13 protein-coding genes, 1 tRNA gene and 1 riboswitch are annotated in these 13,507 nt (G+C 71.9%); of the genes, 6 read left to right on the top strand and 8 right to left on the bottom strand.

From position 1 onward, the window contains the following. Positions 1-194 precede the first annotated feature (194 nt). The 3 genes from lhgO to ACSYGN_RS21335 all read left to right on the top strand — a co-directional run bounded on the left by lhgO (position 195) and on the right by ACSYGN_RS21335 (position 3,826). Positions 195-1,418 carry an L-2-hydroxyglutarate oxidase gene (gene lhgO / locus ACSYGN_RS21345; protein WP_460403624.1) on the top strand — a complete coding sequence of 408 codons (1,224 nt, stop codon included), beginning with the start codon at positions 195-197 and terminating at the stop codon, positions 1,416-1,418. A gap of 167 nt (positions 1,419-1,585) precedes the next feature. Continuing rightward, positions 1,586-2,410 carry a tRNA (guanosine(46)-N7)-methyltransferase TrmB gene (gene trmB / locus ACSYGN_RS21340; protein ID WP_460397958.1) on the top strand — a complete coding sequence of 275 codons (825 nt, stop codon included), beginning with the start codon at positions 1,586-1,588 and terminating at the stop codon, positions 2,408-2,410. A gap of 51 nt (positions 2,411-2,461) precedes the next feature. Beyond that, entirely contained in the window at positions 2,462-3,826 is a 1,365-nt protein-coding gene (locus ACSYGN_RS21335; RefSeq protein WP_460397956.1) for a PrsW family intramembrane metalloprotease, read from the top strand. A 138-nt stretch (positions 3,827-3,964) separates the two neighbouring features. On the opposite strand, the gene ACSYGN_RS21330 is transcribed toward ACSYGN_RS21335, so the two are convergent. Together ACSYGN_RS21330 and ACSYGN_RS21325 are read right to left on the bottom strand one after the other, a co-directional pair. Beyond that, positions 3,965-5,017 (bottom strand): M23 family metallopeptidase, encoded by a 1,053-nt coding sequence (locus ACSYGN_RS21330; RefSeq protein WP_460397954.1) that lies wholly within the window; start codon positions 5,015-5,017, stop codon positions 3,965-3,967. Between the two features lie 10 nt (positions 5,018-5,027). Beyond that, positions 5,028-5,184, bottom strand: a riboswitch (cyclic di-AMP (ydaO/yuaA leader). 313 nt (positions 5,185-5,497) lie between these two features. After that, positions 5,498-6,568, bottom strand: a complete 1,071-nt coding sequence (locus tag ACSYGN_RS21325; RefSeq protein ID WP_460403622.1) for a PP2C family protein-serine/threonine phosphatase — start codon at positions 6,566-6,568, stop codon at positions 5,498-5,500. Positions 6,569-6,734: 166 nt separating this feature from the next. Here ACSYGN_RS21325 and ACSYGN_RS21320 point away from each other — a divergent pair. Next, a tRNA-Met gene (locus ACSYGN_RS21320) sits at positions 6,735-6,808 on the top strand. Positions 6,809-6,949: 141 nt separating this feature from the next. Here ACSYGN_RS21320 and ACSYGN_RS21315 read toward each other — a convergent pair. Next, entirely contained in the window at positions 6,950-8,080 is a 1,131-nt protein-coding gene (locus ACSYGN_RS21315) for a dihydrofolate reductase family protein (protein ID WP_460397952.1), read from the bottom strand. 142 nt (positions 8,081-8,222) lie between these two features. Here ACSYGN_RS21315 and ACSYGN_RS21310 point away from each other — a divergent pair, with 142 nt between their 5' ends. Continuing rightward, positions 8,223-8,825 carry a MarR family winged helix-turn-helix transcriptional regulator gene (locus tag ACSYGN_RS21310; protein WP_460397950.1) on the top strand — a complete coding sequence of 201 codons (603 nt, stop codon included), beginning with the start codon at positions 8,223-8,225 and terminating at the stop codon, positions 8,823-8,825. 175 nt (positions 8,826-9,000) lie between these two features. Next, positions 9,001-9,696 carry a GTP cyclohydrolase II gene (locus ACSYGN_RS21305; RefSeq protein WP_460397948.1) on the top strand — a complete coding sequence of 232 codons (696 nt, stop codon included), beginning with the start codon at positions 9,001-9,003 and terminating at the stop codon, positions 9,694-9,696. 68 nt (positions 9,697-9,764) lie between these two features. Here ACSYGN_RS21305 and ACSYGN_RS21300 read toward each other — a convergent pair whose 3' ends face one another. The 5 genes from ACSYGN_RS21300 to ACSYGN_RS21280 form a co-directional block, all read right to left on the bottom strand. Next, entirely contained in the window at positions 9,765-10,613 is an 849-nt protein-coding gene (locus ACSYGN_RS21300) for a DUF2637 domain-containing protein (RefSeq protein WP_460397946.1), read from the bottom strand. Continuing rightward, a complete protein-coding gene (locus ACSYGN_RS21295) occupies positions 10,613-10,813 on the bottom strand; it encodes a hypothetical protein (protein ID WP_460397944.1) in 201 nt (66 codons plus the stop codon). Before ACSYGN_RS21295 ends, ACSYGN_RS21300 begins: the two co-directional genes overlap by 1 nt. A gap of 69 nt (positions 10,814-10,882) precedes the next feature. After that, entirely contained in the window at positions 10,883-11,509 is a 627-nt protein-coding gene (gene dhaL, locus ACSYGN_RS21290) for a dihydroxyacetone kinase subunit DhaL (protein WP_460403620.1), read from the bottom strand. Positions 11,510-11,619: 110 nt separating this feature from the next. Next, positions 11,620-12,618: a dihydroxyacetone kinase subunit DhaK gene (gene dhaK / locus ACSYGN_RS21285; RefSeq protein WP_460397942.1), complete on the bottom strand. Its 999-nt coding sequence runs from the start codon at positions 12,616-12,618 to the stop codon at positions 11,620-11,622. 18 nt (positions 12,619-12,636) lie between these two features. Beyond that, entirely contained in the window at positions 12,637-13,449 is an 813-nt protein-coding gene (locus tag ACSYGN_RS21280; protein ID WP_460397940.1) for an MIP/aquaporin family protein, read from the bottom strand. Between the last annotated feature and the right edge of the window lie 58 nt (positions 13,450-13,507).

The following is a 13,507-nucleotide window of genomic DNA, read 5'->3' as shown; positions in this document are numbered from 1 at the left end:
CCGGGTTTCGATGTGCCGTCGGGAGGCGTGCCGTGCGCGGTTCCCCGCGCCCCTGGGGGTGTCGGGCTCGGGCCTGGTTTCGATGTGCCGTCGGGGGTGGCGCCGTGCGCGGTTCCCCGCGCCCCTCGGGGTGCTGGGGCCGGCCGGGGTTTCAAGGTGTTGTCAGTGGTGCAGTGCACTATCTGTGGTGGGAGGTGGTGCGAGTGCGGGCGGCCGGGGCTTACGACTGTGATGTGCTGGTGGTCGGCGGGGGAATCGTCGGGCTGTCCACGGCCTACGCGATCACCCGCGCCGCGCCGGGGACCCGGGTCATGGTGCTGGAGAAGGAGGCGGGGCCGGCCCGGCACCAGACGGGGCGCAACAGCGGTGTCATCCACAGCGGGATCTACTACCGTCCCGGCTCGCTCAAGGCGCGGTACGCGGTGCGCGGGGGTGCCGAGATGGTGAAGTTCTGCGCGGAGTACGGCATCCCGCACGCTGTCACCGGCAAGCTGATCGTCGCCGGTGAACGCTCCGAGCTGCCCCGGCTGCACGCGCTCGTCCAGCGCGGCCGGGAGAACGGCATCCCCGTGCGCGAGCTCGGCGCCGGCCAGATCGCCGAGTACGAGCCCGAGGTGCGCGGCCTCGCCGCCATACATGTCGGCACCACCGGCATCTGCGACTTCGCCGCCGTCGCCCGGCAGCTCGCCGAGTCCTCCGGCGCGGAGATCCGCTACGGCGCGCAGGTCGAGCGCATCGACCGGCGGCCGGAACTCGGGGTCGCCGTGCGGACGCGGGGCGGCGAGGTCGTGCGGGCGCGGGTGCTGGTCAACTGTGCCGGGCTGTACAGCGACGAGATCGCCCGGCTGACCGGGGACGAGCCAGGGGTTCGGATCGTGCCGTTCCGGGGGGAGTACTACGAGCTGGCACGGCCGGAGCTGGTGCGGGGGCTGGTGTATCCGGTGCCGGATCCGGCGTTCCCGTTCCTCGGGGTGCATCTCACCCGGGGGATCGACGGGGGCGTGCACGTCGGGCCCAATGCCGTGCCGGCGCTGGCCCGGGAGGGGTATGGGTGGGGGGTGGTGCGGCCGCTGGAGCTCGGGCGGACGGTGTCCTGGCCCGGGGCGTGGCGGATGGCCCGTCGGCACTGGCGGTACGGGGCGGGGGAGATTCGGCGGTCGGTGTCGCGGGGGGCGTTCCTGAGGGCGGTGCGGGTGCTGCTGCCCGCGGTGGAGCCGGGGGATCTGGTGCGGGGGGCGGCGGGGGTGCGGGCGCAGGCGGTGCGGCGGGATGGCGGGCTGGTCGATGACTTCCTGATCGTGGAGGGGGCTCGGGCTGTGCATGTGGTGAATGCGCCGTCGCCTGCGGCTACCGCTTCGCTGCCGATCGGGCGGGAGGTGGGGCGGAGGGTGCTGGGGGTGCTGGATGAGGTGGGGTGAGGGTTTTTTCGCCCCCGCAGCCCCTTCCCGTCCCGCCACGGGGGCTCCGCCCCCGTACCCCCGCTCCTCAAACGCCGGAGAGGCTGATCTTCAGGGGGTCTGGGGGCGGAGCCCCCAGGGAAGGGGCGGCGGGGGCGAGGAACCCTCGGCCGTAAAATTGGGGCACTGTGTCTGACTTGCTAAACGTTCCTGAGAGTCCTAGGCACCTTCCCGGTGTCTCTGTTCGGCATACCCGGATCAAGGGGGAGCCTCGGTTTCCCGATGGGCCCAAGGCTGATCCCGCCGGGTCGCACTTCGAGCGGCGGATCCGGAGTTTTCAGCCTCGCCGTAGCCGGGTGACGGCCGGGCAGGCGGACGCCCTGCAGCGGTTGTGGCCCCAGTGGGGACTGGACATCGACGGGCATCAGGTCGTCGATCTGCCCGAGTTGTTCGGGAACGACCGTCCCGTGGTGCTGGAGATCGGCTTCGGGATGGGCGAGGCCACCGCCCAGATGGCCGCCGCGGATCCCGGCACCAACGTCCTCGCCGTGGACGTGCACACACCGGGGCAGGGCCATCTGCTCAACCTCGCGGAACGCAGCGGGCTCGACAACGTCCGCGTCGCCAACGGCGACGCCATCATCCTGCTGCGCGAGATGCTCGCCCCGGACTCCCTGGACGGGCTGCGGGTCTATTTCCCCGACCCCTGGCCCAAGAAGCGGCACCACAAGCGGCGGCTGATCCAGCCCGAGTTCCTCACCCTGGCCGCGACCCGTCTCAAGCCTGGCGCGCTGCTGCACTGCGCGACCGACTGGGAGCCGTACGCCGAACAGATGCTCGACGTGCTCACCGCGCACCCGGACTTCGAGAACAGCCGGGCGGACGGCGGTTTCGCGCCGCGTCCGGCGTTCCGGCCGCTGACCCGTTTCGAGGGCCAGGGACTGGACAAGGGTCATGTGGTGAACGATCTGCTCTTCCGCCGCGTACAGCACGAGGACCGTGACCGGGGCTGATTTTCTCCGGCGTCGTCGTAGGCCGTGTTCTCCCTCGTTAGGGTCGATGCCGTGGCCAGCTTTTCCCCGTACCCGCCCCTCCCCGGCCATCCGCCCGTCGGCCATGCCCTCGGGCACCCGCGCTGGTGGCAGCGGCGCGCCGTGCGCTACGGGGCGCTCATCACCCTGCTCGCGGTGTCCGGGCTGGTCATCCTGGCCCTGGTGCGTGAACAGACCGGCACCGACGGGTTCCTGGTAGGCCTCGGCCTCGCCGTACTGCCCGTACCGCTGCTGATCACCGCCTTCCGCTGGCTCGACCGCGTCGAACCCGGCCCCTGGCGCAATCTGCTCTTCGCCTTCGCCTGGGGAGCCTGCGCCGCCGCGCTCATAGCGATCGTCGCCAACAGCTTCGCCACCAGATGGATAGCCACGGCCACCGCCGACCCGACGAACGCCGACACCCTCGGCGCCACCGTCATCGCCCCCATCGTGGAGGAGTCCGCCAAGGCCGCCGCCGTACTGCTCGTCTTCCTGTTCCGCAGACGGAACTTCACCGGGCTGGTCGACGGCGTGGTGATAGCCGGGGTCACCGCCACCGGCTTCGCGTTCACCGAGAACATCCTCTATCTCGGCACCGCCTTCGGCACCGACCAGCTCACCGGCGACCGCGGCATCGCCTCCGTCACCGCCGCGACCTTCTTCGTGCGCGTCATCATGTCCCCCTTCGCGCACCCCCTCTTCACCGTCCTCACCGGCATCGGCTTCGGGGTCTCCGCCCTCTGCGCCGACCACCAGCGCGTCCGCCGCTTCCTGCTGCCGTTGTCCGGGCTGCTGCTCGCGATGAGCATGCACGCCGTCTGGAACGGCTCGTCCTCCCTCGGCCAGTACGGCTTCTTCGCGGTGTACGGCGCGTTCATGGTGCCCGCGTTCGGGCTGCTGACCTGGCTCGCCGTCTGGACCAGACAGCGCGAGCTGAGGACCGTACGGGAGGAGCTGCCCGCCTATGCCGTCGCGGGCTGGCTGACGCCCGCCGAGCCGTTCGTGCTCGGTTCGATGCGGGCGCGCGGCATCGCCCGCGAGTACGCGCGCCACTACTGGGGCAAGCCCGCCGCCCGCGCCGTCGCCGAGTACGAGGCCATCGCCACCTCGCTGGCCTTCCTGCGCCATCGCGGACGCGGCGGACGCGCCGGCCCCGACTTCGTCGTCCGCGAGGCCGAACTGTTGGGCGAGCTGTGGAACCGCCGCCACATCGCCCGCCCCGCCCTCCAGCACGCGGCCGCACGCGTCTGGCCGGAGCGCGGAAGGCACGGGGCGACGTACGGGACGGTGCCCTCTCCGTGGCCGCCGCCCGCGGCGTACGGCTATGGCGGCTCCGGCGGCCACGGGTACGGCGCTCCCGCCGCGCCGTACCCCATCCACAACCCCTATCTCACCTGAGCCGTCGGCCCCATCCGCCCCGCCGCATGCAAAAACCGGCAGCCCTGACGTCGGGGGGAAGCCGTCAGGACCGCCGGAGACCAGAGGGGAGGGATAAGAGAGAAGCAGAACAGCCAGCCTGCCAGAGGCTGAGCGCCGTCAGGGGTTGAGGCCCTTGCCGCGCAGCCATGTCATCGGATCGGTGGCGGTGGCCTGCCCGTTCGGGTGGACCTCCAGGTGCAGATGCGGGCCGGTGACGTTGCCGGTGGCGCCGACGCGGCCGATCACATCGCCCGTGCTGACCTTCTGGCCGACGGAGACGCTGATCGACGACTGGTGGTTGAACCACAGCTCGGTACCGTCATCGAGAGTCAGGATGGTGCGGTACCCGTAGGCGCCGGCCCAGCCCGCCTCGGTGATCGTGCCGCTGTGGATCGCCTTGATCAGCGTGCCCGTGGGCGCGGCGAAGTCGAGGCCTGTGTGATAGCCGGAGGACCACAACGTGCCGGCCTGACCGAAGGTGCCGGTGATGGTGTAGGACGCGACCGGCAGCGTGTACTGCTTGGCCAGCGCGGCCAGGCGCGCGGCCTCGGCCTTCTTCTTCGCGGCCTCCTCCGCCTTCGCCTTGGCCGCCTCGGCCTTGGCGGCGGCGGCCTTCTCGGCGGCGGCAGCGGCGGCAGCGGTGCGCTTGGCGGCGGCGGTTTCGGCGGCCGTCTGGGCCTTGTTCGCGACCTGGGTCTGCTGCTGCTCGGCCTGCGCCATGATCCGGTTGCGCAGCGCCTCGCCCGCGTCGGAGCTCTTGCTGTCGGCCACCGTCGTCGTCATGGTGCTGAGCGCGGCCTGGGACGCCTTGGCCGAGTCGCTGCCCGAGTCGCCGCCCGAGCCGGAGTCGCCGAGCAGGGAGCCCACGGAGGGCAGATCGGGCATGGAGATGGAGACCGGCGGCTTGCCGGTGTTGGCGCTGGCCATGCCGCCCGCGCCGACGGCCGCTATGACACCGACGCCCAGGACGGTGGAGCTGCGGGCGAGTCCGCCGCCGCGCTGCTTGCCGACGCGGTGCCGGCCTCGTACCGGGCGGAGGGAGTCCTCGGTGGGGTTCCACTCCTGCCAGGGACCCTCGTCGGTCTGGTACTCGCCGTAGCCGAAGGTGTCGGTTCCCCCGCGCTGGCCGGGTACGTACGGAGACTCCGTGAGAGGCCGGTTAGACGCCACGTGGGCGCGCTCCTTCCTTCCTTCTCGCCTACCGGGTTAGCTGACGGGTTCGGAGCAGGAAGGTCTCCTACGCGCGTATAACGCCGTGCTTCCACGGCGGTATCCGCGTGATTCACCCCAGGGTGGTGGTTCCCCGGCTCCCTTGCGGGACTCGGCGCGTGCGCACGGAGCCGTCTCTTGTGACGGCTGGGACAACCGCGCTGCGTTATCGAACGTTAATAGACGCGGAGGGGAGATTCCAAGCCGTTCCCCGTGATCAGCAAGATTTTTCCGCCGGACTTACCCGCCATGACCGGCGTAAATCGGGCGAGTTGACCTCCACCCATCAGCCACCGCGGCGGTGACGGTGACTCAGATGTTATGCGGAGCGAGACCGTCCGCTCACCCAACGTGATACCGGACCGATATCAGCGCGAGACCGACGGGAAGCGTCACGCGTCGGCCGGAGACTTGTGTCACGCCACCGGCCGGAGAGATGTGTCACGGCCGCCGTACCGCGAGCAGCGCCATGTCGTCCGTCAGACCGCCCCCGGCGTGCCGGTGCGCCTCCGCGGCGAGGGCGGTGAGCAGCGGCTGCGGGCCCGGGAAGGTCCGGCCGCCGAGCCCTGTCTCGGGGTCGTAGAACACGCCGTGCGCGTCGCGCGCCTCGGACAGCCCGTCGGTGTAGAGCAGCAGCGTGGCCCCGGGCGGGAAGTCCGTCTCCTGGGTGCGGTCGGGCAGGGCGCTCAGCTCACCCAGCCCGAGCGGCAGCGCCGCCGTGTCGGCGTGCAGCACGCGCACGGTGCCATCGGCGAGGAGCAGCAGCGGCGGGGGGTGGCCGCGGTTGACGACGCGGACGAGTGGCTCGCCCTGCGGGATCTCCGCGAGGACGGCGGTGGTGAACCCCTCGACGGCGTCGACGGCCTCGCGCCGGTTGTCCTCGCGCACCAGCGCCCGCTCCAACCGCTGGGCGACCGCCTCCAGCGTGGCCTCCTGCTCGGCGGCCTCCCGGAAGGCCCCGATGACGACGGCCACGATGCCCACCGCACCCATCCCCTTGCCCCGCACGTCCCCGACGATCAGCCGGACGCCGTGCGGGCTGTCCTGCACGGCGTAGAGATCGCCGCCGATGGACGCCCCGGCCTGCGCCGCCTCGTAGCGCGCCGCGATGTCCAGACCGCCGATGCGTTCCTCCGGCTCGGGCAGTACAGCGAGCTGCGCGGCCTCGGCGATCTCGCGAACGGAGGCGAGCTGCCGCTGCCCGCGCTGCACGAGGATGTTGATGAGGACGGCGAGCACCGCGACCGTGGTGACGGTGACCAGCTCCGTCACCGCGCCGACGGCCACCACGACATGCCGTGTGGCGTGACCGATCAGCACGGCCACCGCGGCGAGCACGGCCGCGAGCCCGGTGAGGACCGTGCCGCGCCGCGAGTAGAGCGGGGCGGCGACCAGCGGCGCGGCGGTGAGCAGCGGGGTCGCGGAGAACTCCTGCGGGGTGAGGTAGTCGAAGAGGATCCCGCCGGCCAGCAGCAGCGCGGGCAGGAGCCGTACGGCGGTACGGGCGTACATGATGCGGCGCCCGGGTCGCTCCTCCACCTCACCAGGCCACTCCACCCGACTCCCCGTCCGTAGCCGACGTACCTCCAGTGTCCGGCCCCGGCGGCGGGCGGCGAACGGGGCTGAGCCGAGCGGATGAGCGGGCACCCTGCCAGATGCCGTACACTGGTCTCACCGACGCGGGGTGGAGCAGCTCGGTAGCTCGCTGGGCTCATAACCCAGAGGTCGCAGGTTCAAATCCTGTCCCCGCTACTGAAGGCCTGGGGCCGGAATCCATGTGATGGATTCCGGCCCCAGGCTTTTTTCCTGTTCTCCCTGCTCCCCCGGTTCTCCCGGTTTCCCGGTCCAGTTCTCGCCGTCGTGCGGGCGTGCGGGAGCACCGCTTCCCCGCCCTCAGTCCAGCAGATGCCCGTTGGGTGCCTTGGCGGTGGGCTCGTACTCCGGTATGACGACCACGGTGGCGCCGTTCGCCGTCAGCAGCCCGTTGCCGTCGGCCGCCGCGACGAAGGTGTCCGGCTCCCGCCAGGCGGTCACGACACGCCGTACGCCCGCGTCGAGAATCAGCCGGGCGCAGGGCGCGGGGCGGGAGGCGCGGCGGGCGCAGGGTTCCAGGCTGCTGTAGACGGTGGCGCCGGGCAGCCGCGGGTCGGCCGGGTCGGTCTTGGCGAGGGCCGCCTCCTCCGCGTGCACGACCGTGTCGCCCCCCTCCCGGGAGTGGCCGCGGGCCAGCTCGGTGCCGTCGGCGGCGACGGCCACCGCACCGACGCTGAACGCGGTGTCCGACGGCGGGCACAGCGCGGCCAGCTCGCAGGCCAGCCGCAGCCAGTGCCGGTCGGCGGCGGTGGCGAGCGGACCGGTGCCGGGGGCGGTGGGCTCGTAGCGCATCAGGACGACGTCGCCTATGGCGCGGGTCTCCAGCAGCCGCAGCCGTCCGCCCTGGTAGGTGCCGGGGCCGAAGAGGCGGGGGGCGTCCGGGTCGCCCACGAAGAGCGGGGCGAGCACCAGCTGGAGTTCGTCGGCGAGGCCATGCTGGAGGAGCTGGGTGTGGACGGTGCCGCCGCCCTCCACCATCAGGCGGCGCACCCTGCGCACCTCGTACAGATGGGTCAGCAGCTCCCGCCAGTCGAGGGCGGGACCGAGGGGGACGACATCGGCGGCGAGGGCCAGTTCGCCGGCACGGTCGGCGCCTTTGTCCGTCGTGTAGAGCAGCTTGTCCCCGCCGGTGTGCCAGAACTGGGCCGCCGGGTCCAGGTCGCCCGTGGCGCTGACGGTCACCTTGAGGGGGTACTCCGGCTGCCCGGCGGCGCGGCGGGCATCCCGGCGCTCGGGGGAGTTGACCAGCAGGCGCGGGTTGTCGGCGCGGATGGTGCCGGCGCCGATCAGGATGGCGTCGCAGGACGCCCGTACCTCGTCGACCCGGTCGAAGTCGGCCGGGCCGGACAGCAGCAGGCGCTCGGGGCCGGTGTCGTCCAGGTAGCCGTCGAGGGAGACGGCGGCGGACAGGAGGACGTACGGGTACGGCATGGCGTCGGCGCTCTCTTCGGGGGCCTTGGGGCATCAAAGGTCGGTCAGGGGCTTCGGAGACGGTCAGGGGTTCGGGGGGACGGCCAGGGGTTCGGGGGACGGTCGCCTTGGTTCAAGTTTGAAACAAACCTACACTGGGAGCATGACGACCCGCTGGCTCACCCCCGACGAGCAGCGCGCCTGGCGCGCGTACATCGCCGCGTCGCAGCTCCTGGAGGACGCGATCGACCGGCAGCTCCAGCAGGAGGCCGGCATGCCCCATCTGTTCTACTCGGTGCTGGCCAACCTGTCCGCCGCGCCGGACCACCGGCTGCGGATGACCGATCTCGCCGAGACCCTGAAGATCACGCGCAGCAGGCTGACGTACGCCGTGACCCGGCTGGAGCGGGACGGGCTGCTGCGCCGCGAGGACTGCCGCTGGGACAAGCGCAGCAGCATCGCGGTGCTGACCGACGAGGGGATGGCCGTGCTGGAGCGTACGGCGCCCGGGCATGTCGAGACGGTGCGCGCCACGCTCTTCGACCGGCTCACCCCGGAGCAGGTGGGGCAGCTGGAGGAGATCTGCACGGGGATCGTGCGGGGGCTCCAGGGTGAGGATCGCGGGGCGGGACCCGATGACGTCCCTTGGCGGCGGCGGTCGTCCGCCTGCCCGTCGTCCGCGTCCCCGTCATCCACGTCCCCGTCGCCGACTTCCCCGGCGCCCCCTTCCGCACCGTCCGCCTCCCCGGCGTCCACTGCCTTGTGAGTCACCCCGAGCGCGGACGAACAGCGGAAAAACAATTGCTTCAACTTTAAAGCATGGGGTAGGGTCTCTCCCTGTGGCCAACTGCTCAAAATTTGAAGCACTAGCAGTAGCAGTAGCAGTACCGACGAGCGGTCGGCCGCGGCAGACACACCCGCACCGCAACCGGGAGACCCGCATGCCCGACACCCTTGCCGCCACCCAGCGCGCCCGCGTCCGGGTACCGCTGCGCTTCCAGGACGGCTACAGCGTCGACGCCGACCTCGTCACCTTCCACGGTCTGGCCGACGGCCAGGAGCACGTCGCCGCCGTCCTCGGCACCCCCGAGCCCGGCAGCACCCCCCTGGTCCGGCTGCACTCCGAGTGCCTGACCGGCGATGTCTTCGGCTCCGCGCGCTGCGACTGCGGCCCCCAACTGCGTGAGGCGGTGGAGCGGATCGCGGCGCGCGGCGGTGTCCTGCTCTATCTGCGCCAGGAGGGCCGGGGCATAGGCCTCTACAACAAGCTCGACGCGTACGCCCTCCAGGACCAGGGCCTCGACACCTACGAGGCGAACGCCGCCCTCGGACTGCCCGAGGACGGCCGCGACTACACGGCCGCCGCACAGATGCTGCGCGCGCTCGGTATCGAGCGGCTCGACCTGCTGTCCAACAACCCGGACAAGGCGGAGCAGTTGCGGACGCTGGGCATCGACGTCCGGGAGCGGGTGTCCACCGGTGTCTTCACCACCGCGCACAACGTCCGCTATCTACGCGCCAAGGTCCTCCAGACCCAGCACACCCTGCCGCTGGCCCAGCTGACGGAACCGGCCGAAGTCGCCGAACTGGCCGAACTCGCCGAAGTCACCGATCTGACGGAGCGTACGGCGGGTTGAGGGCAGTCCCTCGTCCGTTCCTGATCCGTCCCTGCTCCGGCCCTGATCCATCCCTGGTCCGTCCCTGCTCAGCGCCCCGGGGCCCGGTGGGGTCTGCCGGATCGTTCCGCCGCGGCGGCCTCGGCGCCGGGTACGGCATGGCGGGGCCGCTGCTTCGAAGCGGCGCTGACTTGGCCGACCAGTTCCCAGAAACACGCCAGCGCGGTGAGGGGCGGGATCCCTGTGATCACCAAGGCCAGCAGCGACCGCGGCGAGTGGCTGACGCACAGCGCCACCGCCATCGCGGAGGCGACCAGGATGATCCCCCATGAACGCCGGGCGGACCGCTGCTGCACGGTGGCCCGCAGCACCGACAGCGCCGCCACCAGCCACGGCCCGTACACCGTCAGCGGCCACCACGGCGCGAACTCCGGCGGCAGCACCGAGGAGGCGACGGCGCGGAGTTGGCCGTAGGAGTAGGAGATCGACCACGACAGCATGGCCAGCGCGCTGAGCGCGATCACCGCGATCAGGGCGCTGACGTGGGTGACGCGATGTCCGCCGTCGAGGAAGTGGGAGTCCTCGCCCTCCCGTCGGCGGCCGATCCGGTGCCGGCGGGGCACGGCGGGGGACTCTCCGGCCGCCGCCGCGTCGGCCGCGGGGGCGGCGGAAGCGGCGGAGGCCGCAGAGGCTGCGGATGCCGCGGAGGCGCCGGACAGTATCTGGGCGAGCTCCTCGACCGGATCCCAGCCGTCCTCGACCGGATCCCAGCCGTCCTCGACCGGATCCCAGCCGTCCGCGACCGTGTCCCAGCCGTCCCCGACCGTGCCCCAGCCGTCCGCGACCGGGTCCGCCTCGGGCTCGGGAACGCCCCAGGTGTGCTGCGCCCCGGCCGGGGGGACGTAGTAGAGCTGGGTGTCGTCGTAGCTCCTGTTCATCAGGCGTCCCAGCCGTGCCGGACCGTCTGTTCCACCACGGCCCGCGCGTACTCGCGCTGGACACGGCCGATCTTGATCAGGAACTCGTCGAACAGGTCGGAGCAGTGGGTGAGATGCGTGTCGCCGTCCGGCGGCTCGACCTCATCCCTGTCTACGTCTGCGTACCTGTCTACGTCCGCGTAGTTCGCCGTCGTCGTCACGCCCACCTAACGATCACCGCGGGACGGGCGGGTGTCCGGCATTCGGGGGACGTGTGTCGCCCGATGGGATCAGATTGCCCGCATCGTCTCGGCGAGCGCCCGGAACACCAGGGCCGTCGAGGTGGCGCCGGGGTCCTGGTGGCCGATGCTGCGGGCACCGAGGTAGGAGGCCCGGCCCTTGCGCGCCTGCATCGGCGTGGTGGCCCGCATCCCCTCCTCCGCGGCGTCGGCGGCGGCCTCGGCGGCACCCGCGAAACCGGTGCCCTCCTGGACCCGCTGCTCGAAGGCGGCGAGCGCCGGGGTGTAGGCGTCGATCATCGTCTTGTCCCCGGGTGCGGCGGCACCGAGCTTGCGGACGCTCGCGAGCCCCGCGGCGAGGGCTGCGGCGAACTGCCGTACGTCAGCCGCCGGCCCCTCCAGCGCCTTGCCGATGGCGCGGAAGGCACCGCCGTAGAGCGGTCCGGAAGCGCCTCCGACGCTGGAGATCAGGGTGGTGCCCGTCTTGACGAACACGGCCCCCACGGCGTCCGGCGCGTAGTCGGCGAGGGCGGTGGTGGCCGCGGAGAAACCACGGTGCATGTTGATGCCGTGGTCGGCGTCACCGATGGCCGAGTCGAGCTGGGTGAGGAGGTCCTTGTTCTTGTCGACGGCGGCGGCGATGGCCTGCACCCAGGTGCGGGCGAGGTCGGTGTCCACGGGGGCTCCGTTCGTGGTGGGGACGGGGGGAGGCGAGGTGAGGAGGGTGGGGTGCGGGTCGGCGACGGGGGCGGGGGCGGGGTGCCCGGCGCCCCGCCCCCGGCTCGGGTTCAGCTCCCCCAGCGCAGCGCCGGGGTGTTCACCGGAGCGTCCCACAGGGACAGCATCTCGGCATCGGCCTTGCACACCGTGACGGAGACACCGGCCATGTCCAGGCTGGTGATGTAGTTGCCGACGAGGTTGCGGGCGACGGTCACGCCCTGCTCGGCGAGCGCGGCGGCGACCTCGTTGTAGACGACGTACAGCTCCAGCAGCGGCGTGCCGCCCAGGCCGTTGACCATGACGACGGTCTCGTCCCCGGCGCCCAGCGGCTGGTCGGCGAGGATCGCGTCGACGATCGTCGCGACGATCTCCTCGGCGGGCCGGAACTTCTCGCGCCGACGCCCGGGCTCACCGTGGATGCCGACGCCGACCTCGATCTCGTCGTCGGGCAGGTCGAAGCCGGGCTTGCCCGCGGCCGGGGTGGTGCAGGCGGTGAGGGCGACGGCGAAGGACCGGGAGGCGGCGTTGACCCGCTTGGCCATCTCCGCGACGGCGGCCAGGTCGGCGCCCTGCTCGGCGAGCGCGCCGGCGATCTTCTCGACGAAGACGGTGGCACCGGTGCCGCGGCGTCCGGCGGTCCAGGTGGAGTCCTGGACGGCCACGTCGTCGTCGATGACCACGGTCTGTACGGCGATGTCGTCGTCCTCGGCCAGTTCGGCGGCCATCTGGAAGTTGAGGATGTCGCCGGTGTAGTTCTTCACGAGGAACACCACGCCCGCGCCACCGTCGACGGCCTGCGCGGCGGCCAGCATCTGGCCGGGCACGGGCGAGGTGAACACCTCACCGGGGCAGGCGGCGTCGAGCATGCCGGGGCCCACGAAGCCGCCGTGCAGGGGCTCGTGCCCGGAGCCGCCGCCGGAGACCAGGGCGACCTTGCCCGGCCGGGTGGGCTCGCGGCGGGAGATCACCTTGTTCTCCGCGTCGACCTTCAGCGCCGGGTGGGCGGCGGCCATCCCGGCGAGGGCGTCGTCGAGGACCGACTCGGGGGTGTTGATGAACTTCTTCATGACGCTGCTCCTTGCTCCTTAAGCGGTGGCCGGACCGGGCACAGGGGTCTCGGCGCCCGCCTGCTGCTCGGCTGCCGCGCCTTCGGCGGGCTGGGCGCGGTGGGCGTTGAGGGCGGTGTAGGCGAAACCGGCGGCGACCGCGCCGACGATCTCGGCGACGAGGTAGACCGGGAGCTGACCCCAGTGGACCGTGCCCCCGAACAGCTGGCCGGTGATCATCGGGCCGATGGTGCGAGCCGGGTTGATGGACGCGGAGGTGGCGGGGGCGACCGGGATGATGATCGCGAAGACGGCGAGGCCGATGGCGAGCCCAGCGAAGCCGCCTGCCGCACGGCGCTCGATCGCGCCGAAGACGACGAAGGCGAGGATGAAGGTGCCCACGGCCTCGGCGAAGAAGGCCTGACCGGCGCCGACCCCGGTGCCGTAGGCGGCGATGCCGAGGCCGACGTCGACCGCCTTCTTCCCCAGGACTCCGACGATGGCGAGCGAGCCGAGGATCGCCCCTGCCACCTGGGCCGCGACATAGCCCGGGACGTCCCGCCAGGGCATCTGCCTGGTGGCGGCCAGGGCCAGGGTGACGGCCGGGTTGATCTGGCAGCCGCTGATGTGGCCGATCGCGTAGACCATCGCGATCACGGCGGTCGCGAAGGCCAGCGAGATCATGCCCAACTGGGCCATGGTGAAGGGCGCGTCACCGCCGACGATGAGCGTCGCCGGGACCGAACCGACGCCGATGAACACCAGAACGGCGGTGCCGAGCAGTTCAGCAAGGAATTTCTGGGGATACGTGTTGTCTTCCATGGACAGCGCCCAGTGCGCGGCGTTGCGCACTGGGCGTTCACCTCCTCCGCGGGGAGCGGGGCTGGGGGAAGGGGGAAGCCGAGCTGAT

This window comes from Streptomyces sp. YIM S03343, assembly GCF_054729195.1.
The sequence above is the reverse complement of the archived record's forward strand: the minus strand, read 5'-3'. Positions and strand labels throughout refer to the sequence as shown.